This is a genomic window from Sulfitobacter undariae (genome assembly GCF_014196805.1).
Classification (GTDB): domain Bacteria; phylum Pseudomonadota; class Alphaproteobacteria; order Rhodobacterales; family Rhodobacteraceae; genus Sulfitobacter; species Sulfitobacter undariae.
In genome coordinates, this window is sequence record NZ_JACIEI010000001.1 from 243,651 (window position 1) to 259,205 (window position 15,555).

Genomic DNA, 15,555 nt, shown 5'->3' on the forward strand with positions numbered 1-15,555 from the left:
TTAAAAGAGAATTCTGACCTAAATACATAAAATCAGTTGTCAGATTATCGGTATGGTTGCAAATTTAGGTCAGGGAGCAGGAGAGAATCATGGACGTATTTTTACCTCAGGGTTTTGTGGCGGGTGTGGGACGCGGCAAAACACACGGCGCGAAACGTGCATCGCAGATGTCTGTGCAGGCGGGTGGCACACGCTATCCGGTATCGCGGCGCTGGGACACAGGGTTTGCTGTATCTGCTTCAGAGGTGCCACACCTGAAAGGTGTGGTGGCGCTGTATGATGGTGCGGAAAAAGCGGCCGACTGCTTGATTATGAATTGCCAGAACCTTGAAGGCGAACTGGTGTTTACCATCAAGCGGGCGACACCCTTCAATTATGCCTGCGCAACGGAATTTGAAAGTATGGCTCAGGCGTCAGCCTGATCAGATGTGCAAAAGGGCGCCATGTGAAGGCGCCCTTTTTTGAGAGAAATTTCTCAAAGTCACGACCGATAGCCGTCTCTTTATTGAAGGTCTTTGAAGGCTTCCGCCAACCGTGTGCATGCTTCTTGAACACGAGCACGTGGTGTAGCGATGTTGAAGCGCAGATAGGATTCACCACCTGTACCAAACGTGTCGCCATGGTTGGCCGCGATGTTTGCACCTTGCTCTACGCGTTTGGTGAATTCTTCGCTGCTCATCCCTGTGTCTGTGAAATCGACCCACGCCAGATAGGTTGATTGCAACGGCATGGACTTTAGGCCGGGTATGGCATTGATAGCATCGTCAAACAGGCGGCGGTTGCCATCCAGATAGGCGATTAGATCATCCACCCATGCGGCCCCTTCAGGGGAATAGGCGGCGGTGGCCATGAACAAACCAAAGCTGTTGGGCGACAAGCCCAAAGCCATCATACGCGCCCCGAATTTTTCACGCAGGATCGGATCGGCGATGATGACATTGCCTGAATGGCTGCCCGCGATGTTAAAAGTTTTGGTCGTCGCGGTCATCATTACCAAGCGGTCTTCAACACCCTCAATCAGCGTCATCGGGGTATGCGTGTGGCCGGGCATCACCAAATCGTGGTGGATTTCATCGGAAACCAACACCAGATCATGACGTTTGGCAAAGTCGGCAACCTGTTGCAGCTCTTCGCGGGTCCAGACACAGCCGCCCGGATTATGCGGTGAACACAGCACAACCATTTTTTCATTGCCGGTCATTTGCGCATCATAAGCGTCAAAATCCATGCGGTAGCGGCCCTGATCTTGTACCAGTTGGCATTCTACCACCTGACGGCCAGCGGCTTTGATCACTTTGGCAAAGGCATGATAAACAGGGGTGAACAACACAACGCCGTCGCCTGCATCTGTAAAGGCATCCACACACATGGCTGTGCCGTTAACGAGGCCGTGTGTCGTGAAAATATGCGCGGGGTCCAGATCCCAGCCATGGCGCTCTTTCATCCACCACTGGATCGCGGCACGGTATTTGCTTTCATCGCCGAAATAGCCGTAAACGCCATGATCAGACATCGCCTTGATCGCGTCTTGCACAACGGGGGCTGTGGCGAAATCCATATCAGCGACCCACATGGGAATCCCTGTATCGGCAGAGACGCCATAGATACTCTCCATCCCGTCCCATTTCGCACAATGGGTGCCGCGCCGTTCAATCGGGGTGTCAAAGCTCATCTGGTATCTCCTTTGTATTTACGCAAACCGTACTCTTACCAGACTTATCTGCAAGCCCTGCTTGCGGCAACAGGGGGCATGCCCTACATGAGTTCCCATGAAACGCCCAATTCTTTATCACCCCGACCCGCGCCTGAAAAAAGCCTGTACTGCCGTAGATGATCTGACAGATGATCTGCGCCAATTGGCTGATGATATGCTGGCGACTATGTATGAGGCCCCCGGTGTAGGGCTTGCCGCCCCACAGATCGGGGTGCTGAGCCGCCTTGTTGTGCTGGACTGCGTGAAAGAGGATGGCGAAAAGCCGCGCCCCTTGATCATGTTCAACCCGCAAATTGTGGCCGCGTCAGAAGAATTGAACACCTATGAAGAGGGTTGCCTGAGCATCCCTGAGCAATTCGCTGATGTGACGCGCCCCGCCGAGGTTGAAGTCACGTGGATTGACCGCGATGGGAACGAACAGCGCGAGGGCATGAAGGGGCTGTGGGCCACTTGTGTTCAGCATGAAATCGACCACCTAGAAGGCAAGCTGTTCATTGATTATCTTAAACCGCTCAAGCGTCAGATGATTACCCGCAAGATGGTAAAGTTTAAACGCGAACTGGCCCGCGGATGAGCGTGCTGGAAATCCTCCAATGGCCCGATCCGCGCCTGATGGAGATTTGCCCGCATATAGAAGCGATAACGCCCGAGGTTGAGACCTTGGCGGCGGATATGCTGGAGACAATGTACGCGGCACCGGGCCGTGGGCTGGCAGGGCCGCAAGTGGGCGCGATGGCGCGGATTTTTGTGATAGATGTGGGGTGGAAAGAAGGGAAATCCGACCCTTTGGTTTTCATCAATCCAATGCTGCAAGAAGTCAGCGAAGACCGCGCGACCAACAGCGAAGGCTGCCTGAGCATTCCAGGAGTGAGTGCCGATATCTCGCGGCCTGCGCAGGTGCAGTTGGTTTGGATGGGCTTGAATGGTGGACGGTACGTGCAAAGTTTTACAGGTTTCGCCGCCGCTTGTGTCCAGCATGAATTGGATCATCTGGACGGTGTCGTGACCTTTGATCACCTCGACGCCGAGACACGGACAAAACTGGAAGCGGAGTATAACGCATGACTGTACGCAAAATTTTGACATGGCCAGACAAACGCTTGCGCACAGCGACGCAGGATATTGCCGAGGTGACAGACGAGGTGCGCGCGATATGGCGTGATATGGTTGATACAATGGACGCTATGCCCGGTGTTGGCCTTGGCGCCCCGCAAATTGGTGTGTTGCAGCGGTTAGCGGTGGTGGATACCTCCGAGGCGCGGAACAAGCGGATTTTGCTGGCAAACCCTGAGGTGATTGACGCCTCGGCGATCATGAATGTGCATGAAGAAGCCTCGCCTTGCCTATCGGGTGTATCGGCCAAAATCAGTCGCCCGCGCGGTGTACGTGTGCGCTATATGGATGAAACTGGCGCTGTGGTTGAGAAAGATTTTGTCGGGTTGGATGCCACAAGTGTGCAGCATCAGATCGACCATTTAGCGGGTAAAATGTACTTTGACCGTTTGAGCAAAGTAAAACGCGACATGCTGCTGCGCCGTGCACGCAAGATGAACGGATAAGCCGATGCGGATTGTGTTTATGGGCACACCGGAGTTTTCGGTGACGGTACTGGATGCGCTGGTTGAGGCAGGTCACGAGATTGCGGCCGTTTATTCGCAGCCCCCGCGTCCTGCCGGGCGCGGAAAAAAGGACCGCCCGACGCCGGTTCACGCGCGTGCCGAAGCCTTGGGTCTGGAGGTGCGTACGCCAGTTTCGCTCAAGACCCCCGAGGCGCTAGCAGAGTTTTCCGCGCTGACGGCGGATGTGGCCGTTGTTGTGGCTTATGGCCTGATTCTGCCCCAAGCCATTCTGGATGCGCCCGCACAGGGCTGTTTGAATATTCACGCCAGCCTGCTGCCGCGTTGGCGGGGGGCCGCCCCCATTCACCGTGCTATTATGGCGGGGGATGCGCAAACGGGTGTGTGCATCATGCAGATGGAGGCAGGGCTGGATACGGGCCCTGTTTTGTTGTGTGAAAATCTGGATATCGGCGCTGAAGAAACAACGGCGCAATTGCATGACCGCCTGAGCATTCTGGGCGCGGCGGCTATCGTTGAGGCGTTGGCGAGTTTGGACGATTTGACGCCACAGGTTCAGCCCGAAGAGGGCGTGACTTATGCCGCCAAGATCGACAAAGCCGAGGCGCGGATTGACTGGCACCTACCTGCTGGGCAAGTAGATCGCATGATCCGTGGATTGTCGCCATTTCCGGGGGCGTGGTTTGAACACGGCGGTGTTCGCGTCAAAGTACTGGGGTCGCGGTTGGTAACAGGTGCGGGCGCGGCTGGCATTGTGCTGGACGAGGCGCTGCATGTGGCCTGCGGCGAGGGGGCGGTTGCACTGACCCGCTTGCAAAAGGCGGGCAAAGGGGCGCAGGATGTTGAGGTGTTTCAACGCGGCATGCAGATCGCCGTTGGCGCCAACTTGAACGAAGGATAGGCCCATGTTTCCTACGATGATTGGTACGGTGGTGATCGCGGGGATCGTTGGTTATCTGGCTGAAAAGACAGAATTCACCCACAACGGTGTTTTGGCCAGCATGATCATCTGTATTGGCGGCGCATTTATGTTCTATTTTGTGCGGCTGATGTTTGGCATTGGATTTTCATCAGCAGGCATGAATGCGATTGCGTCATCCATTGGCGCGTTGGTTATTGTGCCGTTTCACTGGCGTAAATGACCTTAGCTTTTGGGTGGGGTGCTTTTGTAGACGGGCAGGTTCCACCCGAACTGGATAGACCCTGCGCGTAGCACCCAAGTCACCGCAGCGCCGATGATAAGCGGATAGGGCACATCGGGCAGATAACTGTTGAGCATCACAGTGGTCGTGGCCCCTGCAAACGCGGCTGTTACATATAGCTCGCCCTGTTTAAGCACAACGGGAACATCCCCCACCACCACATCGCGCATCAACCCGCCCATACAGCTGGTGACAATGCCCATCAGTACAACAATCACTGGCGCTTGTTCTAGGTTGATCGCAACACCCGCACCAGCAGCCACCGCCACCGCTAGCGCAAAACTATCGAGCCAGATAAGCGCACGCATGCGGCTCTCCAGAAGGTGGGCCGTGAAAAATGTGATCATAGCAGCGGTTGCGGCAGTGCCCAGATAAGTTGGTTCGGCAATCCAGAAGATCGGGTTGCGATCCAATAGCAAATCACGAATGGTGCCGCCGCCCACGGCTGTCAGGCAGGCAATAAAGACAAATCCGACCAGATCCAATTGGGCGCGGCTGGCCACAAGCGCGCCTGTGATGGCAAAGACAATCACAGAAGCATAATCGAGAAAGCTGATCAGGTTCATTTAGGTTTGAACGGGGCCATGCCTGCGCGTGCCAACGCATCGGCGCGTTCGTTTTCGGGGTGGCCTGCATGGCCTTTGACCCATTCCCATGTCACGCGGTGACGGGCATTGGCCGCATCAAGGCGTTGCCACAGCTCGGCGTTTTTCACCGGTTTCTTGGCTGCGTTTTTCCAGCCATTTTTCTTCCAGCCGAAAATCCACCCCGTGATGCCGTTTTTGACATAGTTACTGTCAGTGACCACGGTGATCTCTGTATCACGGTCCAGCGCTTCGAGCGCGTGAATAGCGGCCAGCAGCTCCATTCGGTTGTTGGTGGTGTTGGCTTCGCCGCCTTTCAGCTCGCGTTCCTTAACCACCTTGTCACCATCCATTGCCTGCATCAAAGCGCCCCAGCCGCCGGGGCCGGGATTGCCTGAACAGGCGCCGTCTGTGTATGCGTAAAGTTTAGCCATATGCGGCGACTGCTATCCAATCGGCATAGGTGCCGTCTAGTCCCTTATCGCGCCCAGTGGTGGTTTTTGTGATGTTAAAGCCTGCGGTGGACAGGAGGTTATAGAGTTCGTCTTGGGTGACATAGGTATATGCACGGCCGATTGTGTCACGTTTGGTGTCTGTGCCCAGCTTCATCGCGATGTGAAAGCGGCCACCTGCGCGCAGAGCAGTGTGCAAAGATTTAAGGATGCGGGGTAGGTCGCTGCGCGGGGCGTGCAGGAGGCTGAAGTTGGCCCAGATGCCATCATAAAAGTCGCTGCCTTTGATATCGTCAAAGGTTTGCTGTTGTGCGGTAACACCTGGATGCTGCGCGGCGAGGGTGATCATTTCGGCCACCGCATCGACCGCCAATACGTTGAGGCCAGCAGCGGCCATCACGCGCGCACTATGGCCTGGCCCGCAGCCCAGATCAAGCACATCACCCGCCGCTGGGAGGGCTGCGATAAAGGCGGCAAGCCTTGGGTCGCTTTCATTTACGGCTTGGTTGTACGCGGCATAACGCCGCGCTTGGGCGGCATAGACGGCGAGGGTTTCTGGATCACTCATGCGGTTGCTGCTAAGCTGTTTCACGCAATACACGCGGCACTTTGAACTCTACGTTCTCTACGGCAGTTTCCACCATTTCTTCGGTCACGTCATAGCGTGCTTTGAAGGCGTTGATCACTTCGTTGATCAGGACTTCGGGTGCGGATGCACCTGCGGTGATGCCAATGCTGGTGATGCCCTCCAGCGCACGCCAGTCGATGTCGGTGGCGCGTTGAACCAGTTGCGCATAGGCGCAGCCTGCACGCGACCCAACTTCAACCAGACGTTTGGAGTTGGAGGAATTTGGCGCCCCGACAACCAGCATAGCGTCACATTTGGGGGCCATTGCCTTTACCGCTTCTTGGCGGTTGGTGGTCGCATAACAGATGTCTTCTTTGTGCGGGCCGACAATGGCAGGAAAGCGCGCCTGCAAAGCGGCGACGATGCCTGCGGTGTCATCAATGCTCAGCGTCGTTTGGGTGACATAAGCCAGCTTGGAAGGATCGCGCACGCTGACATGGGCCACGTCCTCGGGGGTCTCAACCAACAGAACTTCACCTTCGGGCAGTTGGCCCATGGTGCCGACAGTTTCGGGGTGGCCTTCATGGCCGATCATGATCATTTGCAACCCGGCGTCGGCGTGGCGCTGGGCCTCAATGTGGACTTTGCTGACCAGCGGGCAGGTGGCATCAACATAGACCATGTTACGGGCTTGGGCGGCGTTCGGCACTGATTTTGGTACGCCATGGGCCGAGAAGATCACTGGGCGGTCATCAGGGCATTCAGAGAGTTCTTCGACAAATACGGCCCCTTTTTCGCGCAAGCCATCCACAACGAATTTATTATGTACGATTTCATGGCGGACATAGACGGGCGCACCCCATTTGGTGATCGCCATCTCGACGATCTTGATTGCGCGGTCAACGCCAGCGCAAAAGCCACGTGGCGCGGCGAGGTAGAGGGTGAGGGGCGGGTTTGTCATGGCTGTCTCCGTGCTTGGTAGTAGAGGTAAGGGCGCGGGGGCCGCAGGTCCAGTCTTGAATGAAGCACTGACGTGTTGGTTCGCTTGGCAGCGCAACGATGTTTTAGAAACGGTTTCTCGCCAGAGATCCTGCATGTCACATCGCAGAGCTTATGCCTGTTTTGTAACGTTTCGAAAAGGGATAGGGCCGTGCCAGAGGTCCTATCCATCTTAAGGCATGATGTATGTTATTCGTTGTGTGTGGTGGTTTCCGCCGCTTCGCGTGGCGGACGGCCTATAACATCACGCAGATCGTCTAGTTCAATGAAGTTATCTGCTTGGCGTCGCAATTCGTCCGAGATCATCGGGGGCTGGCTGCGCACGGTTGAAACTACTGAGACGCGGACGCCTTGACGTTGCAGGCTCTCTACAAGCGGGCGAAAGTCACCATCGCCTGAGAAAATCACGATATGGTCGACGTGAGGCGCAAGCTCCATTGCGTTCACGGCCAGCTCAATGTCCATGTTTCCTTTGACCTTACGGCGGCCCATGCTGTCCGTGTACTCTTTTGCCGTTTTGGTCACCATCGAATAGCCGTTGTAGTTCAGCCAATCTACAAGCGGACGGATGGGGGAGTATTCATCATTCTCGAGCAGTGCCGTGTAGTAGAAAGCGCGCAGCAATTTGCCACGGCGCATGAACTCTGATCGCAAGAGTTTGTAGTCGATATCAAAGCCGAGTGTTTTACCCGCCGCGTAGAGATTGGACCCATCGATAAAAAGCGCTAGGCGCTCGTCTTTGTAAAACATGTTGTGTCCTCGAAATAGAGCGCGCTATTGGCTAAAATTATTTTTGGCGTATGTGCGTCAAGTAATGTTTGAGCTATTTAGTAAACCGTTTAAACAAATTAACATTTGGCGCAAGGTGGGGCTATGGGGAAAACGGACACAGAAGCGCGAGCAATGCGACAAACATGCTTAGTTGCCTTAGGTTCAAACATGGGTTTGGCTGGAAAAGGCCCAGCGGAATTGTTGGAACGCGCGATAATTCGCCTAGAAGAGCGAGGTTTTGTGATTCGGGCTGTGAGCCGATTCTATCAAACGCCAGCATTTCCCGCGGGGGCCGGCCCTGATTTTGTGAATGCTGCGATTGAATTGGAGAGCGCGTGTGACGGAGAGCAAATCCTTGGCCATCTCCATGCGGTCGAAGCCGAATTCGGTCGCCAGCGGGTGCAACGTTGGGGGGCACGCACGCTTGATCTGGATTTGATTGGCATGGGTTCACTTGTGCTGCCTGATGCGAAAACACAGCAATACTGGCGTCAGTTGCCCTTGGCGCAGCAAAAAACAATGGCACCGCGTGAATTGGTGATCCCTCATCCGCGTCTTGCCGAGCGGGGTTTTGTTCTGGTTCCGGTTATGGATGTGGCACCTGATTGGTGCCATCCGACAACGGGTTTGACCATTCGCCAGATGCATGACGCCTTGCCAGAGGCCCTGCGACAAGAGGTGGTTGCGCTATAATACCTGCTTGTAAATCAGGCCAAACGCGCCTAGGTAACTTTTTCTAGCTTATAATTTATTGGAGTGTCCAATGGCCCGCGTCACCGTTGAAGATTGTGTTGATAAAGTCCCAAACCGGTTTGAACTGGTCATGCTTGCGGCTCACCGTGCGCGTGAGATTTCTGCAGGTTCAGCAGTAACTGTTGATCGTGACAACGATAAAAACCCAGTTGTGTCCCTGCGTGAAATCGCTGACGAGACACAATCCGCTGATGATCTGCGCGAACGCCTGATCGAGAATAACCAGCATCAAATCGAAGTTGATGAACCAGAAGAAGACGCCATGGCGATTCTTATGGGCGCCGAGCAGGACAAGCCAGAAGACGACGGCATGTCCGAGGAAATGCTTTTGCGGCAGCTGATGGCGGCGCAAGGGCAGGGGTGAGAACGCTGAAGATGAGCGTTCCGCACTGGATCCGGGGCAGATAATGACAACGACTGCCGATGATCTTGTCACATTGGTGCGGGGGTTTAACCCCAAGACAAACGAAGCGCTTATTCGCGCGGCCTATGCTTACGGTGAACGTATGCACGAAGGTCAGGTTCGTCATTCAGGTGAACCCTATTTTACACATCCAGTTGCTGTAGCGGCCATCTTGGCGGCGCAGCAACTGGATGATGCAACCATCATCACCGCATTGCTGCACGATACCATCGAAGATACCGATGCGTCTTATGCCGAAGTGCAGGAGCTGTTTGGCAAAGACGTTGCCGAACTTGTCGATGGGGTAACCAAGCTTACCAACTTGCAGTTGACGTCCTCCAAGACGAAACAAGCCGAAAATTTCCGCAAACTGTTTATGGCGATGTCCAAAGATTTGCGCGTTATTCTGGTTAAGCTGTCGGATCGTTTGCACAACATGCGGACGATCAAGGCAATGCGCCCTGACAAGCAGGTGCAAAAAGCCCGCGAAACGATGGATATTTTCGCCCCGCTTGCAGGCCGGATGGGTATGCAGTGGATGCGCGAAGAGCTGGAAGATCTGGCGTTTCGGGTGCTAAATCCTGACGCCCGCCATTCGCTGATGCGGCGGTTTATTACGCTGCAAAAAGAAACGGGCGACGTGATTGCGCGGATCACCACAGATATGCGCAAGGAGCTGGCCGAGGCCGGTGTGGAAGCAGAAGTCTTTGGCCGTGCCAAAAAACCATATTCAGTTTGGCGCAAGATGGAGGAGAAAGAGCAGTCTTTCTCACGTCTGTCGGACATCTATGGTTTTCGGGTGATCACCGAGAGCGAAGAAGATTGTTACCGGGCGCTGGGCGCAATCCACCGCCGTTGGCGCGCTGTGCCCGGGCGCTTCAAAGACTATATCAGCCAACCTAAAACAAATGGGTACCGCTCAATTCACGCAACGGTTTCGGGGCGTGATGGCAAACGCGTAGAAGTACAAATTCGCACGCGGCAGATGCATGATGTGGCGGAAACAGGTGTTGCCGCGCATTGGTCTTACCGTGACGGGGTGAGGTCGCAGAACCCGTTTGCAGTGGATTCGGTTAATTGGGTGTCCCAGTTGACCGAACAGTTTGACGGAGAGGATGATCATGAATCGTTTCTCGAAGCTGTCAAGCTTGAGATGTATACCGATAAAGTGTTCTGTTTTACGCCAAAAGGCGAGGTGATCAAGCTGCCACGTGGGGCCACTCCGATTGACTTTGCTTACGCGATTCACACGCGCATCGGCTCGGCTTGTGTCGGGGCTAAAGTTGACGGGTTGCGTGTGCCGCTGTGGACGCGGATCAGGAATGGTCAATCGGTTGAGATCATCACCGCTGAAGGGCAAACACCACAAAACACATGGCTGGATATTGCCACTACTGGTAAGGCCAAGACCGCTATCCGGCGATCCTTGCGTGAGGTAGACCGCGTTAGATTTATCAAGCTGGGTCGTGAGTTGGCGCGATCCGCTTTTGAACATGTTGGTAAACAGGCCACGGATAAAGTGCTGGCAACGGCTGCGCGTACATTGCGGCTGAAGGGTGTGGATGACGTGTTAGAGCGGCTGGGCAGCGCAGAAATGACGGGCCGTGAGGTTGTCAGTTCGGTCTATCCCGAATTGGGTGCAAAGCCCGGCGAAGAGGTGGACCGCAAGCGTGCCATCATCGGCCTTGAAGCGGGGCAATCGTTTGAGCGCGCAACCTGTTGCGAACCGCTGCCAGGTGAACGGATCGTCGGCATCACCTTTCGCGGCAAAGGCGTTACGCTGCACGCAATTGATTGCAATCGTTTGGGGGATTACGAAGAACAGCCCGAGCGATGGATTGATCTGCGTTGGCACGAAGGCAGCCATCCGGCGGTTTACGGAGCGACAATTGAATTGACGGTCGCAAATGATCGTGGTGTGCTTGGCCGTATTTGTACCTTGATCGGAGAAGCAGGCGCCAATATCGCGGACCTGAACTTTGTTGAGCGTAAACCGGATTTCTTTCGCCTGTTGGTGCATGCCGAATTCCGCGACATAGCGCAGCTGCATTCCCTGATGCTGACCTTGGAGGCCGAGGGAGATATCGCTGCGCTGAGTAGATATCGCGACCTATCCGCGCCAACTGACGTTAAGCACTCTGAAAGGCAAGCGCCGTGATTTTCAAACGCCGTGATCCTAAAACGATGGGGCGTTCAGTGGCTGAATTCCTATGGCCGCGCGGCGGCTGGGCGCGGGCGTTCCATTATGTCAAACACCGTGTTCGACGTCTGCCCGATAGCCCCGAGCGGATTGCGCGTGGGATTTGGGCAGGTGTCTTTATGTCGTTCACGCCCTTGTTCGGGTTCCATTTTTTAGGCGCCGTGATGATTGCTAAGGCAATGAAGGGGAATATTCTGGCGTCATTAATGGCGACGTTTGTGGGGAATCCGCTGACATTTGTCTTCATTACTTTGGCATCTTTGAAGTCGGGACATTGGATACTGGGGACCAAGCTGGAGCACGGCGAATTGCGCATGTTGAGCCGCAAGTTCGCCGATGCAGGGATTGACCTGTGGCACAATGCTTGGGCAATTTTCACTCCCGAGGAAATGGACTGGTCCGGACTGGCGATTTTCTCAAGAGATGTGTTCTTTCCGTATTTGATTGGCGGGATCTTGGCGGGTATCTTCTTTGCGACAATAGCCTACTATTTGGCTGTGCCGGTTTTACGGGCTTATCAGCATCGTCGTAAGGGGCTCATAAAGGCCAAGTTTGAAGCGATTAAGGCAAAATCTGCTGCCAAAGCGAACGAGAAAAAGCAGGCAGTGAAAGATAAAAAGGAACAGACAAATGGCTGATCAAGGCAAACTTCGGCTGGGTGTAAACATTGATCATGTGGCGACAGTGCGTAACGCACGTGGTGGCACCACACCTGACCCGCTGCGTGCGGCGCAAATTGCGCAGGACGCGGGCGCGGATGGCATTACGGCACATCTACGCGAAGACCGACGCCACATCTCGGATGCGGATATCGAAGGATTGATGGATATCCTGACGGTGCCTTTGAACTTTGAGATGGCAGCGACCGAAGAGATGCAGAAAATTGCACTGCGTCACAAGCCGCACGCCGTTTGTATTGTTCCTGAAAAGCGCGAAGAACGCACAACCGAAGGTGGTTTGGAAGTGGCGCGTGAGGAAAACCGTCTGGCGCATTTCATTGCGCCGCTGCGTGAGGCGGGAAGCCGTGTGTCGATATTTATCGCCGCTGAACAGCGCCAGATTGAGGCGGCGCACCGGATTGGTGCGCAAGTTGTTGAATTGCACTCGGGCGCTTATTGTGATGCCTATCACGAGGCGCGTTTTGACGAGGCTGATTTAGAGCTGGCCAAGCTGCGCGAAATGGCGACGTTTGGCCATAGCTTGGGGCTTGAAATGCATGTGGGGCACGGTCTGACCTATGATACTGTGTCTCCTGTTGCGGCATTTCCTGAGGTAACGGAGCTGAACATCGGCCATTTCCTGATCGGCGAAGCCATCTTTATCGGATTGGAACCTGCAATGCGTGAGATGCGCCGCTTGATGGATCAAGCGCGGGGCATTTGATGGCGGTTTCTGGCCTTTGGGGGCAGCCATGATTTTGGGGATCGGTACGGACCTTGCCAATATTGAGCGTATTCAGGGAACCTTGGACCGCTTTGGTGACCGTTTTCGCAATCGTGTGTTCACCGAAGTCGAGCAAGCCAAAGCAAACCGGCGCAAAGATGTGGCGGGTACATATGCCAAACGCTGGGCCGCAAAAGAAGCCTGCTCCAAGGCGCTTGGCACTGGATTGCGTATGGGGATCAGTTGGCGTGACATGGCGGTGAGTAACCTTGCGACCGGTCAGCCGGTGATGGAGGTCACTGGCTGGGCTGCGGAACGTTTGGCGGCGATGACCCCAGAGGGCCAGGAAGCGATCATTCATGTGACCCTCACCGATGATCACCCTTGGGCGCAGGCGTTTGTTGTGATCGAAGCAAGGCCAATACAGGGGTGATAAGCCCTGTTTACCTTGACACTGTGCGCCCTGCTGCGCATGTAACCAGAAAGAAAATCCAATAGGAGCGCCGCATGGCCAAGACGGATAAGACGGGCAATCCGATTGTCGAGACAATCAAGACTATTGTCTATGCCCTGCTGATTGCAGGTGTGTTCCGCACGCTGTTCTTCCAACCTTTTTGGATTCCCTCCGGTTCGATGAAGCCAACGCTTCTCATCGGTGATTTCTTATTCGTGAACAAAATGGCTTATGGGTATTCTTATGCCTCCTGTCCGAGTGTGATTGTGCCCAGCGTGGGGATCAACCTTGACGCGAAAAAAATGTGTGGCGTTTTTGACGGCGACAACACCCGCTTGTTTGGCAGTGAACCAGAGCGCGGCGACGTTGTTGTGTTTCGTCACCCGACATCAGGCCATGATTACATCAAGCGTTTGATCGGTCTGCCAGGGGATCGGATTCAGGTTACAGATGGTATTGTGCAAATTAACGGCGAAGCCGCAGGGCAAGTAGCCGACGGAGAATTCGAAGAACTGATGGAACTGCAAGGCCCGCAAGGGCTGCGCCCGCGTTGTGCAAACGGTGCCGTCGGTCAGGGTGGGATGTGTATCAAAGACCGCGCCATCGAGACGCTTCCAAATGGCGTGAGCCACCCTGTCTTGAATATCGGACCTCAGGCTTCTGACCGGACTGGCGTGTATACGGTGCCGGAAGGGGAGTACTTCTTCATGGGCGACAACCGCGACAATTCCGCGGACAGTCGCCTTGCCCAAACTGCAGGTGGTGTAGGCTTTGTACCGTTTGAAAACATCATTGGTCGTGCCGACCGGATTGTATTCAGCTCGGGTGGCCGGTCGATGTTGTACTTTTGGACGTGGCGCAGCGACCGCTTCTTCAAAGCAATCAAGTGAAGTTATCGGCGGAACTCAAAGCGTTCGAAGGGCGACTGGGCTATCAGTTTGAAAAGCCTAAACTGCTGAACGAAGCTGTAACCCATGCGTCGATGACGACACCCAACCGTGACGATAACCAAAGGTTGGAGTTTCTGGGTGATAGGGTGCTAGGCTTGGTTATGGCCGAAGCCCTCCTGAACCTCGATACTGGCGCATCAGAGGGCCAATTGGCCCCGCGCTTTAACGCCTTGGTGCGCAAAGAAGCCTGTGCTGATGTCGCCCGCGAGATTGATATTGGTGCGGTTCTGCGTTTGGGCCGCTCTGAGATGCTATCGGGGGGGCGGCGCAAGCAAGCACTGCTGGGCGATGCGATGGAAGCTGTGATTGCGGCGGTCTATGTGGATGGCGGGTTTGACGCCGCCCGCGACATGATCATCCGGCTGTGGGGCACGCGGACAACTTCGGTGAAAGAAGATGCCCGTGATGCCAAAACATCATTGCAAGAATGGGCGCAGGCGCGCGGGCTGGAGCCGCCACAATATGTGTTGGAAAAACGTAGCGGCCCAGACCACGCACCGATCTTTACAATAGCCGCACGCCTGTCCACAGGACAGACTGCCAGTGCGACAGCAGGCGCGAAACGCGCCGCAGAACAAGACGCCGCAGCATCGCTGTTGGCGCAATTGGAGCAAGAGATATGACCACACCAACAACACGCGCAGGCTTTGTTGCCCTGATTGGCGAACCGAACGCGGGCAAGTCTACTCTTTTGAACCGTATGGTTGGTGCCAAGGTCTCGATCGTGACGCATAAGGTGCAAACCACACGTGCGCGTATTCGCGGTGTGGCGATGGCGGGTGATAGCCAGATTGTGTTTGTGGACACGCCCGGATTGTTCCAGCCCAAACGCCGTTTGGACCGCGCGATGGTTGCTGCCGCTTGGGGCGGTGCCGCGGATGCGGACTTGGTGGTGTTGCTGGTTGAGGCGCAGCGCGGTGTGACCGAAGGCGTCGAAAAAATTCTGGAGCGCCTGAACGAGATCGGTTCAAATGCGCGTGTGGCGCTGGCGATCAACAAGATCGACCGCGTCGAAGCGCCTGTTTTGCTCGGGTTGAGCCAAAAACTGAACGACGCCTATCCATTTGCAGAAACATTTATGATTTCCGCCGAGAAAGGCCATGGCGTCGAAGTCTTGCGCAACTGGCTGGCTGGGGAAGTACCTGAAGGCCCATGGTTGTATCCTGATGATCAGATTGCGGATCTGCCAATGCGCATGATTGCGGCAGAGATGACCCGCGAGAAATTGACCCTGCGTCTGCACCAAGAACTGCCTTACCAATTGACCGTTGAGACGGAAAATTGGGAGGAGCGCAAAGATGGATCAGCCAAGATTGACCAGCTGATCTATGTGGTGCGCGATGGGCATAAAGGCATTATCCTTGGCTCGAAGGGCGAAACCATCAAAGCGGTGGGCAAAGCTGCACGCGAGGAAATGGAAGAGTTTCTAGGGCGCAAGGTGCATCTGTTTTTGCAGGTTAAAGTGCGCCCGAATTGGTTGGAAGAATCCGAGCGTTACTCCGAAATGGGGTTGGAGTTTAAGGACGGCAACCAATGACAGGCCGC

21 protein-coding genes are annotated in these 15,555 nt (G+C 55.1%); 15 read left to right on the forward strand and 6 right to left on the reverse strand.

The genetic code is table 11. From position 1 onward, the window contains the following. Positions 1–89 precede the first annotated feature (89 nt). Positions 90–422, forward strand: coding sequence for a hypothetical protein (locus GGR95_RS01230; RefSeq protein WP_184561962.1), 333 nt, complete (start codon positions 90–92; stop codon positions 420–422). Between the two features lie 80 nt (positions 423–502). Here GGR95_RS01230 and GGR95_RS01235 read toward each other — a convergent pair whose 3' ends face one another. Beyond that, positions 503–1,672: a MalY/PatB family protein gene (locus GGR95_RS01235; RefSeq protein ID WP_184561964.1), complete on the reverse strand. Its 1,170-nt coding sequence runs from the start codon at positions 1,670–1,672 to the stop codon at positions 503–505. Positions 1,673–1,769: 97 nt separating this feature from the next. Here GGR95_RS01235 and def (GGR95_RS01240) point away from each other — a divergent pair, with 97 nt between their 5' ends. Genes def (GGR95_RS01240) through GGR95_RS01260 form a run of 5 tightly spaced genes read left to right on the forward strand, consistent with a single transcriptional unit; the run spans position 1,770 to position 4,433 of the window. Beyond that, positions 1,770–2,288, forward strand: coding sequence for a peptide deformylase (gene def / locus GGR95_RS01240; protein WP_184561966.1), 519 nt, complete (start codon positions 1,770–1,772; stop codon positions 2,286–2,288). Further along, positions 2,285–2,779: a peptide deformylase gene (gene def, locus GGR95_RS01245; RefSeq protein ID WP_184561967.1), complete on the forward strand. Its 495-nt coding sequence runs from the start codon at positions 2,285–2,287 to the stop codon at positions 2,777–2,779. Before def (GGR95_RS01240) ends, def (GGR95_RS01245) begins: the two co-directional genes overlap by 4 nt. Continuing rightward, on the forward strand, positions 2,776–3,273 hold the full coding sequence (def, locus tag GGR95_RS01250) for a peptide deformylase (protein WP_184561969.1): 498 nt from the start codon (positions 2,776–2,778) through the stop codon (positions 3,271–3,273). The genes def (GGR95_RS01245) and def (GGR95_RS01250) overlap by 4 nt, the downstream gene beginning before the upstream one ends. A gap of 4 nt (positions 3,274–3,277) precedes the next feature. Beyond that, positions 3,278–4,192, forward strand: a complete 915-nt coding sequence (fmt, locus tag GGR95_RS01255) for a methionyl-tRNA formyltransferase (RefSeq protein ID WP_184561971.1) — start codon at positions 3,278–3,280, stop codon at positions 4,190–4,192. 4 nt (positions 4,193–4,196) lie between these two features. Then, positions 4,197–4,433 carry a hypothetical protein gene (locus tag GGR95_RS01260; RefSeq protein ID WP_184561973.1) on the forward strand — a complete coding sequence of 79 codons (237 nt, stop codon included), beginning with the start codon at positions 4,197–4,199 and terminating at the stop codon, positions 4,431–4,433. Positions 4,434–4,435: 2 nt separating this feature from the next. Here the strand turns inward: GGR95_RS01260 and GGR95_RS01265 are convergent, their stop codons facing one another. From GGR95_RS01265 to GGR95_RS01285, 5 genes are all read right to left on the reverse strand, one after another. Continuing rightward, a complete protein-coding gene (locus GGR95_RS01265) occupies positions 4,436–5,059 on the reverse strand; it encodes a trimeric intracellular cation channel family protein (RefSeq protein ID WP_184561975.1) in 624 nt (207 codons plus the stop codon). Next, on the reverse strand, positions 5,056–5,511 hold the full coding sequence (gene rnhA, locus GGR95_RS01270; RefSeq protein WP_184561977.1) for a ribonuclease HI: 456 nt from the start codon (positions 5,509–5,511) through the stop codon (positions 5,056–5,058). The genes GGR95_RS01265 and rnhA overlap by 4 nt, the downstream gene beginning before the upstream one ends. Further along, positions 5,504–6,097: a class I SAM-dependent methyltransferase gene (locus GGR95_RS01275; protein WP_184561978.1), complete on the reverse strand. Its 594-nt coding sequence runs from the start codon at positions 6,095–6,097 to the stop codon at positions 5,504–5,506. The genes rnhA and GGR95_RS01275 overlap by 8 nt, the downstream gene beginning before the upstream one ends. Before the next feature lie 10 nt (positions 6,098–6,107). Next, complete coding sequence (gene ispH / locus GGR95_RS01280) at positions 6,108–7,058, reverse strand: 4-hydroxy-3-methylbut-2-enyl diphosphate reductase (RefSeq protein WP_184561980.1); 951 nt, start codon at positions 7,056–7,058, stop codon at positions 6,108–6,110. Between the two features lie 227 nt (positions 7,059–7,285). Further along, complete coding sequence (locus tag GGR95_RS01285) at positions 7,286–7,846, reverse strand: LabA-like NYN domain-containing protein (protein ID WP_184561982.1); 561 nt, start codon at positions 7,844–7,846, stop codon at positions 7,286–7,288. Between the two features lie 153 nt (positions 7,847–7,999). On the opposite strand from GGR95_RS01285, the gene folK reads away from it, so the two are divergent. The 9 genes from folK to era all read left to right on the forward strand — a co-directional run bounded on the left by folK (position 8,000) and on the right by era (position 15,547). Continuing rightward, positions 8,000–8,560 carry a 2-amino-4-hydroxy-6-hydroxymethyldihydropteridine diphosphokinase gene (gene folK, locus GGR95_RS01290; RefSeq protein WP_184561984.1) on the forward strand — a complete coding sequence of 187 codons (561 nt, stop codon included), beginning with the start codon at positions 8,000–8,002 and terminating at the stop codon, positions 8,558–8,560. Positions 8,561–8,630: 70 nt separating this feature from the next. Further along, complete coding sequence (gene rpoZ, locus GGR95_RS01295) at positions 8,631–8,984, forward strand: DNA-directed RNA polymerase subunit omega (protein ID WP_184561986.1); 354 nt, start codon at positions 8,631–8,633, stop codon at positions 8,982–8,984. Positions 8,985–9,027: 43 nt separating this feature from the next. Further along, the gene (locus GGR95_RS01300) at positions 9,028–11,181 is read left to right on the forward strand and encodes a RelA/SpoT family protein (protein ID WP_184561988.1); all 2,154 of its coding nucleotides are present in this window, start codon (positions 9,028–9,030) and stop codon (positions 11,179–11,181) included. A gap of 26 nt (positions 11,182–11,207) precedes the next feature. Next, the gene (locus GGR95_RS01305) at positions 11,208–11,861 is read left to right on the forward strand and encodes a DUF2062 domain-containing protein (RefSeq protein ID WP_221384661.1); all 654 of its coding nucleotides are present in this window, start codon (positions 11,208–11,210) and stop codon (positions 11,859–11,861) included. Continuing rightward, positions 11,854–12,606: a pyridoxine 5'-phosphate synthase gene (locus tag GGR95_RS01310; protein ID WP_184561992.1), complete on the forward strand. Its 753-nt coding sequence runs from the start codon at positions 11,854–11,856 to the stop codon at positions 12,604–12,606. The genes GGR95_RS01305 and GGR95_RS01310 overlap by 8 nt, the downstream gene beginning before the upstream one ends. Positions 12,607–12,634: 28 nt before the next feature. Further along, positions 12,635–13,039, forward strand: coding sequence for a holo-ACP synthase (acpS, locus tag GGR95_RS01315; RefSeq protein WP_184561994.1), 405 nt, complete (start codon positions 12,635–12,637; stop codon positions 13,037–13,039). 74 nt (positions 13,040–13,113) lie between these two features. Further along, positions 13,114–13,950: a signal peptidase I gene (gene lepB, locus GGR95_RS01320; RefSeq protein WP_184561996.1), complete on the forward strand. Its 837-nt coding sequence runs from the start codon at positions 13,114–13,116 to the stop codon at positions 13,948–13,950. Next, positions 13,947–14,633 (forward strand): ribonuclease III, encoded by a 687-nt coding sequence (gene rnc / locus GGR95_RS01325; protein ID WP_184561998.1) that lies wholly within the window; start codon positions 13,947–13,949, stop codon positions 14,631–14,633. The genes lepB and rnc overlap by 4 nt, the downstream gene beginning before the upstream one ends. Beyond that, positions 14,630–15,547, forward strand: a complete 918-nt coding sequence (era, locus tag GGR95_RS01330; protein WP_184562000.1) for a GTPase Era — start codon at positions 14,630–14,632, stop codon at positions 15,545–15,547. The genes rnc and era overlap by 4 nt, the downstream gene beginning before the upstream one ends. The last annotated feature ends 8 nt before the right edge of the window (positions 15,548–15,555 follow it).